The following is a 16,915-nucleotide window of genomic DNA, read 5'->3' as shown; positions in this document are numbered from 1 at the left end:
AGGAGATGCAAAGCCTAATAAAAAGGGCACTTCAAGTAGAAGTGCCCTTTGTAATATTGATGGAAAAACTACTGCACTTGGCAGTTCAAACAAAATGCGTATTGACCTTTAGGATCGTTGAAGCTTTGGAGCAAGCTTGCGTCTTGTTCGAATTGTTGAGCTACGGGTTGAAGACTTTTTGGTAGCAAGCTTGTTGCATCAATACCTAGAGAGACTTTCACCTGTTTCATAAACTCTTGTAGAAATAGTTCAGTAGGTGAAAGAGGCTCTTCTACCCAGTAAATGCCGTAATCGGTTACGTTCGCTAGTTTCGCCGCTAGCTCTACAGCATCATCAAAGTCACCCATTTGATCGACAAGACCAAAGGATAGTGCATCTTGGCCAGTCCAAACTCGACCTTGAGCAACTTTGTCAACTTCCTCTAGAGACATATCGCGATTCTCGCCAACTAGAGAAATAAAGCGCTTGTAACCGTGCTCGATACCTAATTGGAACACTTGAGACGCGCCCTCAGAAAGGCCAGTGGTAATACCGTCACCTGAGAACGGCGATGTGCCAACGCCATCAGTATTAATACCTAACTTGCTAAAGCCTTTTTCAAACGTGGTGATGACACTAAATATACCAATGGAGCCCGTCAAGGTTGTTGGCTGAGCAACGATTTTGTCTGCGCTCATTGAAATCCAATAACCACCAGAAGCGGCCAAACTCGACATGGATACAACAACCGGCTTACCTGCTTGCTTCAGAGCTTCTACTTCGTTACGAATCACTTCAGAAGCAAAGGCACTGCCTCCTGGACTATCTACTCGTAACACGACCGCTTTCACTTTTTCATCATTGCGTGCTTGACGCAGCAAACTTGCGACCGTGTCACCACCAACAGTTCCGCGAGGTTGTTGACCGTCCATAATCGCGCCACTGGCTAGAACAACGGCGATGTCGTGTTGAGGTAGTGTGTAATCAGGACGAATCGTTGCAAGGTAGTCGTAGTAACCAATCGCGTTGTAGCTGTCTTTGCCGTCGCTACCAAACTGTTTTGCAAATAGAGTGCGAATGTCTTGGCGTGTAGCAAGTTCATCCACTAGCCCCAATTTGACTGCGAGCTGAGCAATATCGCCATTTACAGACTTCATCTCGTTAATCAGCTCATCCATGGTTGGATTAAGCACTTTCGCATCAATGTTTCGGTTTGTTGTTACGTCATCAACAAAAGCACTCCACAATTGAGTAACCCAACGTGTTGCTGACTCTTTCGCCGCATCGGACATGTCATCACGAATAAAAGGTTCGATAGCGGATTTATAAGTACCTACGCGAAAAACATGAGTAGAAACGTCAAGCTTTTCAAGTAACGTTTTGTAGTACATTGAGTAAGCGCTGTAACCTTTAATCAATACACCACCATCAGGTGCCAGATAAACTTTGTCAGAGTAACTTGCCAAGTAATATTGGCTTTGGTTGTAGAAATCACCTACGGCGTAAACGGGTTTGCCTGACGCTTTAAATTCGTTCAACGCTTTCGCGATGTAACGTAGTTTCGTGAGATTTGTTTCTGGCATGTCTCGTAGTGCTAGCACTAATCCAGACACTTTAGGATCGTCTTTCGCGTAGCGAATAGTATCAACGATATCGAAAAGGACGTTTTCTTTCGGTAACTCATTACCCAAAAGGGAACCAGCAAAAGAGTCCATTGGGTTTACATAACGTCTTTGTTCGACAATTGGGCCTGAAAGGTTCATCACCAATGCAGATTCTTTTTCGACGACAGGTTGACCGTCTCCGGTATAAGTAAAGGCAAAGTAGAAAACGGCAATCATCAGCAAGAAAATTAGGTTTGCCAGTGCGAGTCTGATGAAAGTGATACTTTTCCATATCCCTTTAAATATCAAACCAATAAATTTGAAGAGTTTTTTCATCTTGTCTCCATAACGAGATAGTTACGCCGAGTCTAACAAAGTATGGGTTCTTATCTCTAAGATCTCAAAAGATAACATTTTTTTAGCTTATCACGACCACTCAACAATTGGCATATTTTCACACGAGATTGATCGGTGTTACAAAAATGTAAACGCTTGTTTGATTTTTTGGTTGAGCAGGCTTAATCTGGTCAGACCATGATAATAACAATGGATGTTAAGTGATGTCTGCCATGTACCCAAACCTATTAAAGCCACTGGATCTCGGTTTCACACAATTACGAAACCGAGTTCTGATGGGATCAATGCACACGGGCTTAGAAGAGCACAAAGAAGGATTACAGAAGCTCGCTGCTTTTTATGAAGAACGCGCGAAAGGCGGTGTCGGACTGATTGTAACCGGAGGTTTTTCTCCTAACTTACGCGGTCGTTTACACCCGTTGAGTGCTGAATTCAGCAAGCCAAAACATGCTAAAGCCCATAAAGTTGTGACAGAAGCGGTGCACAAGCACGGTGGTAAAATTGCGTTGCAAATTCTCCATGCTGGGCGTTATGCAATGCATCCATTCTCGCAAAGTGCATCTGGCATTAAAGCGCCGATTGCAAAGTTTGCTCCGAGTGAAATGAGCGACCGCCAGATAAAGAAAACCATCGACGCGTTTGCTAATAGTGCGGAGTTAGCACAGCTTGCTGGTTATGATGGCGTCGAGTTAATGGGCTCGGAAGGTTACTTGATAAACCAATTCTTATGTAAACGTACTAATATGCGTTACGACGAATGGGGTGGCAGCTATAAAAAACGTATGCGTTTTCCGCTAGAAATTGTTAAAGCGGTACGCAAGGCGGTGGGTGACAAGTTCATCATCATCTTCCGTCTTTCTATGCTGGATCTTGTCGAGCAGGGCAGCACTTTTGAAGACGTTATCGAATTGGCGAAAGCACTTGAAGAGGCTGGCGTCACGATTATTAATACGGGTATCGGTTGGCATGAGGCTCGAATTCCGACAATTGCGACTCAAGTACCACGCGGTGCGTTTACATGGGTTACGGAAAAAGTTAAACCTCACGTTTCGGTTCCTATTATCACTTGCAACCGTATAAATACGCCAGATGAAGCAGAACGTATTTTATCTTCAGGTCATGCCGACATGGTTTCGATGGCGCGCCCATTCTTGGCCGATCCTTACTTTGTTGCTAAAGCCGAACAGGAAAAAGCGCAGTTTATTAATACGTGTATTGGTTGTAATCAGGCGTGTCTAGATAACGTGTTTAAAGGTAAGCGCGCCAGTTGCTTAGTGAACCCTCTAGCGTGCTATGAAACCGAAATTGTTGTTGAACCAGCCTTTAAAAAGAAAAACATTGCAGTTGTTGGTGCTGGACCTGCGGGCTTGGCTTGTGCGACCACACTGGCTGAACGTGGCCATAAGGTTGATCTGTTCGAAAAGAACGACCGCATCGGTGGTCAGTTCCGTCTTGCGATGCAGATCCCTGGTAAGGAAGAGTTTCGAGAGACGATACGATATTTCGCTAACCGTATTGATGAAACAGGCGTGAATCTGCACTTATCGACGGAAGCGAACTATGACTTACTCACAGAATACGATGAGATAGTGATGGCATCGGGTGTTGAGCCACGTAAAGTCAATATTGATGGAATTGATAACCCAGAGAAAGTCGTCGACTATCAAACTCTCATTCGAGACAAAACGCCAGTCGGTGAGAAAGTGGCTATCGTTGGTGCTGGTGGCATTGGCGTAGATGTCGCGACCATGCTCACAGAGCCAGTTGGACAAACGTTGGATGACTGGTTGCATGAATGGGGAATCGACAAGGAGATGTCTCAGCCGGGTGGTTTATACCCTTACCCTGATGCGGTCAGCGATAAAGAAGTCTGGGTACTTCAGCGTCGTAAAGGTCGTGTAGGTAAAGGTCCGGGTAAAACGACAGGTTGGATCCATAAACGTACCCTTGAAAAACGGGGCGTACATTTAGTCGGTGGTGTGTCTTACGATAAAATTGATGATCAAGGTTTGCACATTCATGTAGACGGAAGCGCGCAGGTACTTAATGCAGACAAAGTTATCATTTGTGCTGGGCAAGAGTCTGTACGTCCGTTTGAAGATAAATGGTCTGAACTTGGAGAGAAGATTCATATCATTGGCGGAGCTGACCATGCGGGTGAACTTGATGCTGTGCGTGCGATTCGTCAAGGTGTTAAATTGGCGGTAAAACTCTAGCCTTTTAATGTGTGTTTACCATAAAAGCTGCGCTTTGAGCGCAGCTTTTTTGTATAGAACTAGTCACTGATATCTGGCAGTTGTTTGGCCATTACCACGCCAGCAAAAGTAATAAAAGAGAACACTAACACCACAGCTGAAAGGCTCAAGAAGTTCGACATAACACCAAGAGAGCTCATTAGAAGCAGCATTATCCCAACCACTGTGTTACTCACGGCTACATAGCTCGTCCGTTTGTCACCTTCTGCGATATCAACTAAATAGGTTTTTCGTCCGACTCGTATTCCGTCGTGGGCAATACAAACACAAAAGTAAAGCAGAGGAATCACGAATAGGAAGCTTTGGCTAGCGGTGACCCATGTATCGTAAACAAATAACACAACACCAAGTAGCGCGCTCATCATTGCGCCTATGACCATCACACTGCGGCTAGAGCGATCGGACATTCTTCCCCAGAAAGGACCTGACACAAAGGAGGCTAAGCCACTCGCAAACATAAAGAGAGCTAGCACCCAGAGCTGTCCACCCAGAGATTGCTGTGCCAGCACAACGTAGTACGGTGCACTCAGCGCAGAACATAAAAATAGTGTCCGCGTGATAACGAATCGACGAAAGGTCACGTCTGTCTTAAGTAACGCGAGTTGTTTAAATGCTTCGAGGACGCCATTTCGACCACCGTCTACCTCACCGGCATACTCATTAATTCGCGCATAGACGAATGCCGCGATGAGCCATATGACGCCCGCTAAGCCTAAACTCAGACCGTAAAAGCGCTCTGTCGGCTCTACGTCCCATAACCAGGCTAGTGCCAGAAGGCTAGCGAAAAGCAGCGTAACCAGGCCAGCAGCGCTTGAAGACCAGCCGTTGACTTGACCTCGTTGGTTTTTAGGGATGGTTTTGCCCAATACATCTTTTGATGCGACGGAATTTAAACCACGTGAGAGGCTGAAGATCACAAGACATGCAATCACACCATAACCCGCAGCTGCTCCTGTTAGAGTTAATGCGACCAATCCGATTGCAAATATGGAAAGAGCCTGCAAGATGCTGCCAATTACCCAGACCCATTTTCTTACTGGAATGCGTCGGATGTAGTGCGCGATGCTAAGTTGTGGGATAAGGGATCCTGACTCACGAATAGGAACCAGCCAACCAATTAAGTAAACCGGAGCCCCGAGACTTTGTAGTATCCACGGCAACGTGACTTTAGGGTTGATTAACGCATCGCCGACCTTCGTTAAAAACTGAGCGAGAATGATTTTAAGAAAGTTGCCGGGAACTTGATGACAAGCTGATTCAGGAATCGCCTTACAGGCACGGGCATCTTCGTCATTAACGATCTTTTCGTAAATGCTGTTTTGTTTGTCCTTGTTCATCAACCTGCCTATGTTCAACTTATTCATTTCGCGAATAAATTAACATTAAACCCAGTTTGATGTTAAGTGAAGCACGTTATCAAGCCCCCAGAAAACCGGTTGTTATTCGCAGGAGCAGATTGTGCTAAAGTGGCGTAAACAAAATAACAACGATATTCAATAAGGATTCTTTCATGGACGCTCTCGATCTTTTGCTCAATCGCCGATCTATCGCGAAGTTATCCGCGCCTGCACCAGAAGGTAAAGCACTTGAGAACATCATTCGTGCAGGCCTTCGTGCGCCTGACCATGCGGGATTAACCCCTTGGCGTTTCGTTATCGCACAGGGCGATGGTTTGAAAAAACTGTCAGATATCTTGGTAAAAGCGGCAGAAGCTGAAAATAGTGATGAAGCGGTGGTAGAAAAGGTAAAGAATGCCCCATTTCGCGCACCAATGGTGATCACTGTTATTGCTAAAGTAACAGAACATGAGAAAGTACCAGCACTAGAGCAACACTTATCTGCGGGATGTGCTGTACAAGCGATGCAAATGGCAGCCGTAGCGCAAGGCTTTCAAGGGTTTTGGCGCTCAGGTAAGTGGATGTTCCATCCAGAAGTTCATCAAGCATTTGGTTTAGAAGGTGACGATGAGATTGTTGGTTTCTTGTACTTAGGCACGCCTGGTTGTACACCGATGAAAGTTCCTGAGCGTGATCTTTCTCAGTTTGTTGAGTTTCTATAACTGAAAACTCGAATATACTGACTGTTTATTTATACAGTTTTTCTTGATTTATTAGGGCTACATTCGATAATGTGGCCCTAATTATATTTATTTCCAAAACGTTATGTCTCGTCTGTTTATTGCTGAAAAACCAAGTTTAGGCCGTGCGATTGCCGCTGCACTGCCAAACCCTCAAAAGAAAGATCAAGGATTCATCCGCTGTGGGAACGGGGATATCGTTACTTGGTGTATCGGCCACTTACTCGAACAGGTCGAACCCGACGCTTACGATGAGCGTTACAAAAAGTGGAATATGGCAGATTTACCAATTGTTCCGCAGCAATGGCAGCTCAGACCGAGGAAAAGTGCAAGTAAGCAATTAACAGTGATTCGTAAATTGCTCAAAGAAGCTAAAGAAGTCATTCATGCAGGAGACCCAGATCGAGAGGGTCAGCTGTTAGTTGATGAAGTTCTGGACTATTGCAAGTTATCTAAAACCAAGAAGGAATCCACACAGCGTTTGCTGATTTCCGACTTGAACTTACCTGCGGTGAAACGCGCACTCAGTTCTATGCGCAGTAATCGCGAGTTTATCCCACTTTCAGTTTCTGCATTGGCTCGCTCTCGGGCTGATTGGTTGTATGGCATGAACATGTCTCGTGCTTATACCTTGCTTGGTCAAAAAGCAGGGTATCAAGGTGTTCTCTCGGTAGGGCGAGTGCAAACGCCAGTTCTTGGCTTAGTGGTGCGTCGTGATGAGGAAATCGAAAACTTTGTCCCGAAGGACTATTTTACCCTACATGCTCTGATCCCATATCAAGATGCCAATGGTACTTTTGATATTCGTGCTCGTTGGAAGCCAAGTGAGGCATGCAAGCCTTGGCAGGATGAAGAAGGGCGAGTGTTAAACCGTAAGTTAGTGGAAAACGTTGCAAACCGTATTGCAAATCAACCCGCGAAAGTGACGGAGTCGGAACAAAAGCAAACCAAGCAATCAGCACCATTACCTTATTCATTATCTGCTTTACAGATCGATGCAGCGAAGCGCTATGGTATGAGTGCGCAACAAGTACTAGATACTTGTCAGGCATTGTATGAAAAGCACAAGCTGATCACTTACCCGCGTTCAGATTGTCGCTATTTACCGATGGAACACTACTCACAAGCAGGGACGGTGACAACTGCTATTGCGAACAACGCAAAAGAGTTGCAAGGTGCGGTTCAGGGAGCAGACTTAACATTAAAGTCCAAAGCCTGGAACGATAAAAAAGTGGATGCGCACCATGCGATTATCCCTACACCGAAGCAAGCTAATGTGAATGCGCTTTCCGGCAATGAGATGAAGGTGTATCAATTGATTGCGCGCCAGTACCTCATGCAGTTCTATCCGGCGGCGGTTTACGCAGAAGCGAAATTGGTTTTCGATATCGCTGGTGGTACGTTTGTCGCGAAAGGTCGTCAGTTAGTTTCGCCGGGTTGGAAAGCGCTAATGGGCAAAACTGACAAGGAAGATGAAGGTATTGATGCCGTGCCACCGCTACCCGAAGGCACCGTGTTAACTTGTCGTGAAGGGGAAATAAAAGACCGAAAAACCGAGCCACCAAAGCATTTTACCGAGGCATCGTTGTTGCAAGCGATGACCGGGATCGCCCGTTACGTTGCGGATAAAGAACTGAAAAAAATCCTTCGTGACACTGATGGGCTAGGCACGGAAGCGACTCGCGCTGGTATTTTGGACACGCTGTTCAAACGCCAACTGCTTACGCGTCAAGGTAAGTCAATTCTCAGTTCTCCTGCGGGAAGAGGTCTCATTCATGCCTTGCCAGAAGATTCAACATACCCTGATATGACGGCTCATTGGGAGCACCAGTTACAAGGTATGGCAGAGAGAAATCAAGCATATCAGCCGTTCATGCAAGCACTGGAACAACGCATTGATAGCTTGATGGCACAAGTAAAAGCAGGCCCTATCCCTGATTCATTACGTCATCTACCCAAGGTGGAACGTCCTGCGTTTAAACGTAAAAAGCGCAGTTATTCAAAGAATGGTGGCGCGACTAAATCTCGTGCAACCAAAGGTAAGCAGGCATAGGACAAGCGCGGCGTAATTAAACTCCGCGCATGCTTGAAAATAGATTACTCGAACAGATCACCGTGGTTTTGGATCGCACCTCTTACTTCACCTTGAGTTAACACGCGTTTGTCCAGTACCTCTTTCACCTGGTTGCCCAAGTCAACTAATGTATCTCGATTCGCTTGAGTTTGGCGTTTACCAGCACTTCTCAAGCAGTAATTTAGTTCGTGCTCTTCGCTAAAATTAACCAAATCCCTATCTGCTGCCATCGTGCTTTCTCCTTATTTGTTCTACTTTTTCCTAAGTCTGGATTGGATGTAGATAAATTCAAGTTAGATTGCGCGAATTATGCTGGTGGATCACTGATGAACATTATGTTTGCCAACCAAGTCACGATTATGAAGCCTGGCTTTGATGGTATTTGGTTTAGTGATGGTTGTGTCTTAATGCTGCTACCAAGGTAACTCAGTACCATCGTAGTTAATAAATCGACCTGAAAGCTGCGGTGTGCTCAGTTCTATCACGTTCGCGAGGCTCTGTGCGGAGGTTTGCGTATCTATCAATGCATTTGGCCCACCCATCGCCGTTTTTACCCAACCAGGGTGAAGCGCTAAAACGGTAAATCCTTCAGGTGTTAAATCATTACTCAAGCTTTTCACAACCGAGTTAAGCGCCGCTTTCGATGAGCGATAAACATAGCCGCCGCCGGACGTATTTTCGGTCATACTGCCGACTTTTGATGAGATACAAGCAATCTTTTTCATCTTGCCTTGTTGTAAGCGAGGGTAACAGTACTCAACCAGTTTTAACGGAGCAATGGTGTTTACTTCGAAGACTTTACGCCATGCTTCTACGTCAGTGTTTCCAAAGCCATATCCCTTGGGGCCGTAATATCCTGCATTATTGATGAGTAAGTCGATGGCAGGGAGTTTATCGGCAAGCTTAGCGACTTGTTCGTAGTGAGTGACATCCAGTTCGTGCAAAACCAGATTGCTGAATTGTGAGGCTAGAGTTTGTAGTTCTGAACTGTTCTCTAAGGAACGGCTAGTAGCATGTACTTGGTGGCCTTGCTTCAGGTACAGCTCAGTTAAGCTAAGGCCAATGCCGCGATTTGCTCCGGTAATAAAGACGGTTTGACTCATACAAACACCTATGTTTTTTTGATTTCAGTTGAAAGTCATTGTGTTAGCTAAGCACAATAAAATCAACCAACCACCACGCACCAACAACGAGAGATGAAAATAGGGACAGAGCACAAAGAGAGCCAAACAGTGCGCCGAGAATAGCAAAGAAAGTAGAATTCATATGTATATTAAATTTAATTGATATTGAAAATCATTATCAATTAAATTGCATTTTATTCAACCCTTGAAGTTGATACTATTTCGTTACCATTGTTATTAAGAATTTCTCATGCTGCCACTTATCTACCACCCGATTTATTCTCAACTTGAGTTGCCAGAGGGGCATCGTTACCCAATTATGAAATACCAGTACCTCTATGAATCGGTATTGGTGCATATAGAGAAAGATAACTGGAAAGAGCACGCGCAGTTTTTCCAGCCCGAAGCATTAACTGTTGGGGAAGTAAAACGTGTTCATGACGAGGAATACGTCGAGTTACTTGTTAGTGGAAACATGCCAGCTGCGAAGATGCGCCGAATAGGTTTTCCTTGGAGTGAGTCTCTCATTACCAGAACGCTAACTTCAGCAGCGGGCACGGCTCTGACCGCAAAAAAGGCACTTGAGTACGGTGTGGCCATTCATTTGAGTGGTGGGTATCACCACGCACACAAAGAGTTTGGCAGTGGTTTTTGTTTATTTAATGACTTAGTGATCGCGGCCAGGCAAGCGCTCGAAGTCGAGCATGTCGATAAAGTATTGATCATTGATAGTGATGTTCACCATGGGGATGGAACAGCAACTTTATGTGACGATGAGCCAGATATCATCACGCTTTCTTTCCACTGTGATAAAAACTTCCCAGCGAGGAAGCCTCAGTCTGACCTCGATGTGCCTTTGGTGCGAGGAACAGGTGATGAGGATTTTTTAATGGCGTTTAAAGAAGTGGTCGATATGGCACTTAATCTTCATCGCCCTGATTTGGTTATCTACGATGCTGGTGTCGATATACATCAAGACGATGAGCTTGGATATTTTGATGTGTCGACGCAAGGGATTTTAGAACGTGATAGATTTTTAATGCAAACAGTGAAATCTCGAGGTATCCCTGTCGCAGCTGTCGTTGGAGGTGGATATCGAACGAATCATGCTGACCTCGTCCCAATTCATTTGCAGCTTATCAATGCCGCTAAAGAAGTCTTTATTGATGAGTAGATACAACTAGACGTAAATATCAAATTGATTCAACACTGGAACGAACGAAAAGGGCATTAATTTTTTGTGGGTTCTTTCTGAGTGTGGCGGAGTGCTTAGTTGCGTTCAAGAAGTGATAAGTGATTTGTACAAATCTTTTTAAGTCTGGAGATGCGAAAAAGCCCGCTAATTTCTTAGCGGGCTTTTTCTAAAAGTGGCGGAGAGATAGGGATTTGAACCCTAGATACGCTATTAACGTATGCCGGTTTTCAAGACCGGTGCTTTCAACCACTCAGCCATCTCTCCGTTGTTGAGGCGCATAATATAAGGCTTTGAAAATGTTGTAAACCCCTAGTTGAACTGATTGGATGTTTACTGCGCAAATTTGTGGTTTGTGTTGTTTAAATAAACAAAAACTCCCCAAAAAGGGGAGTTTGAATAGTATATGGATTGCTAGGTATTAATCGTTTTTAGAATAAAAACGCTGTAACTCAGTTAAACCTTGCATCAAAACTGGCAACTTCGGTGCATCATCTCGAAGTCGTTTGTAGTTTTTGTCATACAGCTTGTAGTTGCCAAACTTATCGATCACTGTGGTTTGTGAGCTAGTAATTAAGGCAAGCTCGCGAGTATCGCCCGCCAAGATCCAGCGACGACGACTTTCATCGAATAGGTTGCGACCACTACTGTAATCATATGGGTTGGAAGATACGCCGAGCATATCTTGCAACAGTGTAACTGAGAGGTCCAAGTGACTTGTGCTGTGATTAAATTCGCCAGCTAGCATTCCAGGCCAATGGATCACCATCGGAACTTGTAATTGATAACGGCTGTAGTTGCTGTTTGCTCCCCAGCTGTTCGTATTGGTTTCGTTAAATTCACTACCGTGATTAGAAGTGATGATTACGATGGTGTTTGTCAGTTGTCCCGTCGTTTCTAGTTCATCAATAATACCGGCGATAGTTCTATCCGCCGACTTCACTGCATATTCATAAGCTTTCTTGAATCGCTCACTTGCGGGCATTTCTTCGTCATTATTTGAAGGAATCGATTCAAAATTATCAACGGTGGTGACTTCGATGTAACTAAACCATGGCTGACTTGCTTTCTCTGCTAACCATGTATTCCAGTTTGCGATAGATTGTTTATCGGTATGAGCTTGCGTGCCATCTAGGTCTTCCGCTAAGTTCAAGTCGCGGAAAATAATTTCTGAGTAGAGATCATCTTCAAACCCACTGCCACTGAATAAACCAAAGTTGTAGCCCTGATCTTTCAGTACATCGAGCAATACTGGGGAAGCACCTTGCGCCTTGATGCTTGATGCATAACTGGTCGGTAAGCCATAGAACAAACCAAAGGCCCCGTATGTATCATTACTTGAGCTGTAATGATTACGGAAGTTCTGATTGTTTTCAGCAAACTCATAGAGGTTAGGCATCTCTTCTTGGTTCAGCGCATCCGCTCGTAAATTGTTTATGCTGATCATCAACACATTGAGCTTATTAACTCGGCGGTTAAACTCAAGCTTTTCAAGAGGGTAGTTGACTAACTCTACGTTGCCTTCGTTTTCTGCTAAACGTTTTAGGTATTCCTCACGGTCAAGTAGACCATGTTTTTCCATAAAACTCTTCGCTGTCATCGGGTAAGACAACGGGAAGTTTGAACGCTGGCTAGTAATTGGGTTGTAAAAATACGCATCTGCCCAAATGTAAACCAAATGGCTGGTCATAAAGCTGAGGAAAAAGACGGCCGCGAGAGGGCGTCCTACGTGCTTATGAGATAGTTTGCGCTGTTTTCGCCATACCCATTCGGATAGTGCGAGTTGAATAAGGAAGATCAGCGGCATCACAACAAATAAATGTTGTAGGTCAGTGCTGAGTGCACTTTTGTCTTCGCTGAATAGTAACTCCCAGACGACGGGAGTTAAGTGCAAATTGATCGACTGATACGCTTGGGTATCAATTAATAATATGGTTTGCCCAACGGTTGCGAAAATCACTGCCACCAAACGGAACAATTTCCGCGATGGCAGGATAAACGTCAACGGGAATAGAACAAGCAAGTAAAGTGCGAAAACTAGAAAGCCAAAGTGACCAACCCAAGAAACCGCCAGATAAAACTGACCAAGTAACGTCTCGGGCCAAGGAGACTGAACAATGTAGCGTGTGCCTATCAACATCGATGCAACGATATTGAAGAATGCAAACCAGTGACCCCAACCAACTAGTCGAGATACACGTTCGCCGTATGAGTTTCCGCTGTCTACCATGTATGTGTTCTATTGTCCGTGATTAGTGTGTTTTTGGTGTTTCTAAAGAAGACATTAGCGCCTGAGCAAATTTTTCAGCAATCGCTTTGCGTTGTGAAGCAGCAACACGTTGATTTAAGACATTGGTTGCGATATTTCCGGCAATCATTAGCGTCAACTCAGGAGAAGCAGCATGTTTTTCAAGAACTGTTGCTACTTCAGCAAGAATTTTTTCTACTTGCTCGTCAGTATATTTAGATGTAATCGGCATAAAGACTCTAATAATGATAGTAAAAGCGGCTTATGATAACCTACAATGCCCATCAACTAAAACCTTGTAGCAAGATAAAATCACTATGAGTCTTCATCTTTCAAACGTTATTCTGCATCAACTGTGCAAAAACGATCAGGACGAGCTGGTTGTAAACTTTCGTCCAGCATCATTAGAGAACGATGCATCTACAGAAAACTTAGTCGCTGAGCTTCACCGAGTATTCCATTCTAAAGCTGGTAAAGGTTTTGGCGCTTTCCAGTCAGACAGCGAATTTCAATTTTGGCTTCAAGAAATGCGCAAAGGAGAGCGAGATTTTTACGACTTCTCACAAATTAGTGCAAATCGCTTGAAAGAAGAGTTGATTAAGTACCCATTTGCGGATGAAGGTATCTTGGTTTTCGCTGAGTATCAGAGTTTAGCAACGGACTACTTGTTCATCGGTATCTTACCAATGAATCAGAGTTTAAAAGTGACCGAAGGTTTGGACATCAGTGCGACAGATTACCTTGATATCACCAAAATGGATATTGCCGCACGCATCGACCTGTCGAGCTACGAGACCGACAAGGAATCCAATCGTTATCTGCAATACATTAAAGGACGCGTTGGCCGTAAAGTGGCGGACTTCTTCCTAGATTTTCTGCAAGCGGATATTGGCTTAGATACTAAACAACAAAACTTAGTGTTGATGCAGGCGGTGGATGATTTTTGTGCTGACTCGAAGCTAGAAAAGCAAGAAGTGAACGAGTACAAGAAACAAGTTTACGACTACTGCAATGAGCAAATTAAATCCGGTGATGAGGTTCAAATCTCAGAGCTTTCCGGAGAGCTTCCTCAAAGCCAAGATGGCACGAGCTTTATGGATTTCACCAAAGAGCAAGGGTACGAGCTTGAAGAGTCTTTCCCAGGTGATCGTGCGACGGTTCGCAAACTGACTAAATTTGTTGGAGCTGGTGGTGGTTTGAATATTAGCTTCGATAGTCTCTTACTTGGCGAGCGTATTTTTTATGATCCAGAGACGGATACCTTAACGATTAAAGGGACGCCTCCAAATCTAAAAGATCAGTTAAGTCGCAATTAAAATCATATCGTTAAATAAAGAGAGCAAACGGCTCTCTTTTTTTATGTGAATAAGAAACATCCATAGTATATGCTTGTAATTAATGGAGATATGCGAGGGGCAAGTGTTGCTGAAGCTAAAAGAAGGAATACGGCGGTTTGTTTGGTTCTGGTTCGTTTTGTGGTGTGTTTTAGCACTTGGCATTTGGCTGCAAGCCAAACAAACGATTCAAACGATTTCGACTGTAAATGAGTTAGGAAGTAAAGTTGAAGAAGTCAGGCACTTTTTTAACTTCGATCTGCCTTACCGTGTTAAACACGTCGACCAAATTTCACTGAAACTTCAGTTGGCTTATGCAGTTCGCTTACAGCTTGAAAGTGAGTTTTCTGAAGGGAAAATCACACCAGACATCACTCAATTACTTTATACGACCGACCGATTTTTAGAAAGTGCTCGAGCTTTTGTAAGAAGTGACAGTGAATTGGTTTCGTTAGCAGAACAGTTACGAAGCAGCCGTGCTCGAACAGAAAACTCTGAGCAAATTCAGGCAATGTACTATCGCTTAGGTGCGCTTGTTTTTGAGTCTGTCTTTAGTGACTCTGCAACGAATAGCGATACTTACCGTGACTTAGACCGACTTTTTATTGAATCAGAGACGCTCTCTCCCGAAGAGCGAAGCGCTCTTCAGCGCCAGCTTGCTCAAACCTCAAGCGCACTATCTGCTCAGGCACAGGGCAGTTATTTATCCAACCACCTGCTTAATCCAGATTTCCCGAACCAGTTAACTTCGATAAATGATCAGTTGGAACAGAAGCTAATGACTTTTATTGTTTGGTTGTCTGTAATCAGTGGTTTGCTCCTTTTCCTCATTTCATGGGGAGCCTTCTCCCCAAAAACGATTCAACCGATACCACTACCCAGAACCGATGATAAAAAGTCAGAGCAAGTTGGCGATGATGAAAATGGAGCTAACGCTGTTCCCTCAGCTCAGTCAGAAAATTTTCAAAACGTCCAAATGAACGAAGAAAGTTGTAATGAGGTGAATTCATCACAAGTGGAAGTAGTGGAACGTGAGCCGTACATAGATATCAATAAAATGTTAGATTCTCTGTCTGGTGACGAGGGCGCTGTGCGGATGTTACTGGAGGTCTTTATTCAGGACCACTCTGGCGATGGCACTAAAATGTATCAGCTGTTAGAAGAGAATAAAGAGCAAGCGCAAAGAGCCGCACACAGTCTTAAAGGGGTCTCAGGGAGTTTAGGTGCAATGCCATTGCACTGTATTTCGGGTGATATTGAACTGTTGATTAAACAAGGGCAAAAAGTGCCGGAAGAGAAGTTGGCATGTTTAGATGATGTCCTAAAACAAACCATACTTTTTGCTAATAATGTTCTCAATAGTGAAAAGATAACAGAAGCGCTAACAGATTGATATTGCTCTGACTTAATGTCATAAGAGTTGAGGTAATAAAGGCTCGAACTATATGACTTAGTTCGCTTTATTCCTGTTCTATACAATTTGTTAAAGGTGTTTTCATGTCCGTTCGCCGAATGTCTTCAATGATGTTGATAGGGCTGGTTATGATGCTTTCAGGGTGTTCCCTGCTCGAAGTCAAGATCGAGAGTCAAACCGTCCCTCTTACCAAACAAGAGCTCAATATGCGTCTTTTGACTCGTGAGTATGCGCAGCAGTTTTTTGCTCAGGTTGAGCAAGCAGCAGACGCACTACACGAACAATATGAGCCTCATGATAAAGTTCATCAATCTTATATTTTACTTTGGAAGATAAATGCTGAAGAAGGCATCCAAGCTTCTGCATACCAAGTGTCCCCAATGGCTGCACTGATTGATACATGGACTTTCACGCTACAAATGGAACAGTTCTTTACTACCGCTTCTGGTAATGAGCTCTTTGCGTCTGATGAGGCCAAGTTAGTTTCCGTTTATTTAGCGAAAGAGGTAGATAAACTGGCTCAATCTTTATTGAAGAAAGAAGCATACATCAAGACACAAACGTTTGTTGCAGAGTTCGCCAAGCAGCGTCCATTCGCTGATTTAAGCATGATTAGGACTCCGGCTTACCGTAGGTGGTTAGATGCAAACCAAATTAGCGAAGAGGAAGCCGTTACAACGCTAGGCACGATGCCAGAAGCACTTGGGGATGTCTCTGATCGTCTAAGTCTGGTATCAGAGCAGACACCAAAAATTATGACGTGGAAAGCGCAGTTGTTGGCCTTGAATAGCTCTGCCAGTATCGAAAAAGTCAATGCGGCGCTCAATAGTTTGCAAGTTACCGCTGATTCGATGAGGGATTTTATCGATAACAACCCAGAGTACATGCGTTATTTGGCAGAACAAATGGCGCTGGAGTTACAACCTTTGGTTGACGATATCGATCAAAGGACGGAGGCGCGTTTATCTCAGTTGGGCGAAGAACGCCAAGCTATAGAGCTGATGGTTGCCAGAGAGCGCCAAGAAATCGCACAGATCATTACCCATGAGCGCGAGAAGTTTGCTCAAGATATGGATCGAGTGTCGCAAGAGGTTGTGAATCTCGCAATGACTAAGCTGATTGAACTTGTCAAAAGTACCATCATCTACTTTATTCTGTTCATTGCCGTTATATTCTTTGCACCGCTTGGCTTGGGCTATTGGTTTGGGAAGCGTGCAGCCGTGAAAACGCTAGTCAAACAAAGCTAACGATTTGTTT

13 protein-coding genes and 1 tRNA gene are annotated in these 16,915 nt (G+C 44.3%); 7 read left to right on the top strand and 7 right to left on the bottom strand.

Annotation, left to right across the window (positions count from 1 at the left end; genetic code table 11):
• Positions 1 to 68 precede the first annotated feature (68 nt).
• Positions 69 to 1,919, bottom strand: coding sequence for a signal peptide peptidase SppA (gene sppA / locus R8O10_RS12095; protein WP_064368684.1), 1,851 nt, complete (start codon positions 1,917 to 1,919; stop codon positions 69 to 71).
• 224 nt (positions 1,920 to 2,143) lie between these two features.
• Between sppA and R8O10_RS12090 the strand changes: the two genes are divergently transcribed.
• Entirely contained in the window at positions 2,144 to 4,156 is a 2,013-nt protein-coding gene (locus R8O10_RS12090; RefSeq protein WP_171342834.1) for an NADPH-dependent 2,4-dienoyl-CoA reductase, read from the top strand.
• 59 nt (positions 4,157 to 4,215) lie between these two features.
• Here R8O10_RS12090 and R8O10_RS12085 read toward each other — a convergent pair whose 3' ends face one another.
• Entirely contained in the window at positions 4,216 to 5,532 is a 1,317-nt protein-coding gene (locus tag R8O10_RS12085) for an MFS transporter (RefSeq protein ID WP_025767195.1), read from the bottom strand.
• Between the two features lie 173 nt (positions 5,533 to 5,705).
• On the opposite strand from R8O10_RS12085, the gene R8O10_RS12080 reads away from it, so the two are divergent.
• Together R8O10_RS12080 and R8O10_RS12075 are read left to right on the top strand one after the other, a co-directional pair.
• Positions 5,706 to 6,254 (top strand): NAD(P)H nitroreductase, encoded by a 549-nt coding sequence (locus R8O10_RS12080; protein WP_005380711.1) that lies wholly within the window; start codon positions 5,706 to 5,708, stop codon positions 6,252 to 6,254.
• A gap of 103 nt (positions 6,255 to 6,357) precedes the next feature.
• Positions 6,358 to 8,325, top strand: coding sequence for a DNA topoisomerase III (locus tag R8O10_RS12075; protein WP_137282282.1), 1,968 nt, complete (start codon positions 6,358 to 6,360; stop codon positions 8,323 to 8,325).
• Between the two features lie 44 nt (positions 8,326 to 8,369).
• Here the strand turns inward: R8O10_RS12075 and R8O10_RS12070 are convergent, their stop codons facing one another.
• Positions 8,370 to 8,576 (bottom strand): hypothetical protein, encoded by a 207-nt coding sequence (locus R8O10_RS12070; protein ID WP_005380717.1) that lies wholly within the window; start codon positions 8,574 to 8,576, stop codon positions 8,370 to 8,372.
• 183 nt (positions 8,577 to 8,759) lie between these two features.
• The gene (locus tag R8O10_RS12065) at positions 8,760 to 9,449 is read right to left on the bottom strand and encodes an SDR family oxidoreductase (protein WP_258489230.1); all 690 of its coding nucleotides are present in this window, start codon (positions 9,447 to 9,449) and stop codon (positions 8,760 to 8,762) included.
• 271 nt (positions 9,450 to 9,720) lie between these two features.
• Between R8O10_RS12065 and R8O10_RS12060 the strand changes: the two genes are divergently transcribed.
• Positions 9,721 to 10,644 carry a histone deacetylase gene (locus R8O10_RS12060; RefSeq protein WP_238970013.1) on the top strand — a complete coding sequence of 308 codons (924 nt, stop codon included), beginning with the start codon at positions 9,721 to 9,723 and terminating at the stop codon, positions 10,642 to 10,644.
• Positions 10,645 to 10,838: 194 nt separating this feature from the next.
• Here the strand turns inward: R8O10_RS12060 and R8O10_RS12055 are convergent.
• The 3 genes from R8O10_RS12055 to R8O10_RS12045 all read right to left on the bottom strand — a co-directional run bounded on the left by R8O10_RS12055 (position 10,839) and on the right by R8O10_RS12045 (position 13,142).
• Positions 10,839 to 10,929, bottom strand: a tRNA-Ser gene (locus R8O10_RS12055).
• A gap of 154 nt (positions 10,930 to 11,083) precedes the next feature.
• A complete protein-coding gene (locus R8O10_RS12050; RefSeq protein WP_005380721.1) occupies positions 11,084 to 12,892 on the bottom strand; it encodes a DUF3413 domain-containing protein in 1,809 nt (602 codons plus the stop codon).
• 22 nt (positions 12,893 to 12,914) lie between these two features.
• Positions 12,915 to 13,142 (bottom strand): YejL family protein, encoded by a 228-nt coding sequence (locus R8O10_RS12045; protein WP_005380722.1) that lies wholly within the window; start codon positions 13,140 to 13,142, stop codon positions 12,915 to 12,917.
• Positions 13,143 to 13,227: 85 nt separating this feature from the next.
• Here R8O10_RS12045 and yejK point away from each other — a divergent pair, with 85 nt between their 5' ends.
• The 3 genes from yejK to R8O10_RS12030 all read left to right on the top strand — a co-directional run bounded on the left by yejK (position 13,228) and on the right by R8O10_RS12030 (position 16,905).
• The gene (gene yejK, locus R8O10_RS12040) at positions 13,228 to 14,226 is read left to right on the top strand and encodes a nucleoid-associated protein YejK (protein WP_005380723.1); all 999 of its coding nucleotides are present in this window, start codon (positions 13,228 to 13,230) and stop codon (positions 14,224 to 14,226) included.
• An 82-nt stretch (positions 14,227 to 14,308) separates the two neighbouring features.
• Positions 14,309 to 15,637, top strand: coding sequence for an Hpt domain-containing protein (locus R8O10_RS12035; protein WP_318191435.1), 1,329 nt, complete (start codon positions 14,309 to 14,311; stop codon positions 15,635 to 15,637).
• Positions 15,638 to 15,741: 104 nt separating this feature from the next.
• A complete protein-coding gene (locus tag R8O10_RS12030; RefSeq protein WP_258489229.1) occupies positions 15,742 to 16,905 on the top strand; it encodes a chemotaxis protein in 1,164 nt (387 codons plus the stop codon).
• The last annotated feature ends 10 nt before the right edge of the window (positions 16,906 to 16,915 follow it).

Origin of the sequence: Vibrio sp. 1727, assembly GCF_033344415.1 — a bacterium.
Taxonomy (GTDB): Bacteria; Pseudomonadota; Gammaproteobacteria; order Enterobacterales; family Vibrionaceae; genus Vibrio; species Vibrio alginolyticus.
The sequence above is the reverse complement of the archived record's forward strand: the minus strand, read 5'-3'. Positions and strand labels throughout refer to the sequence as shown.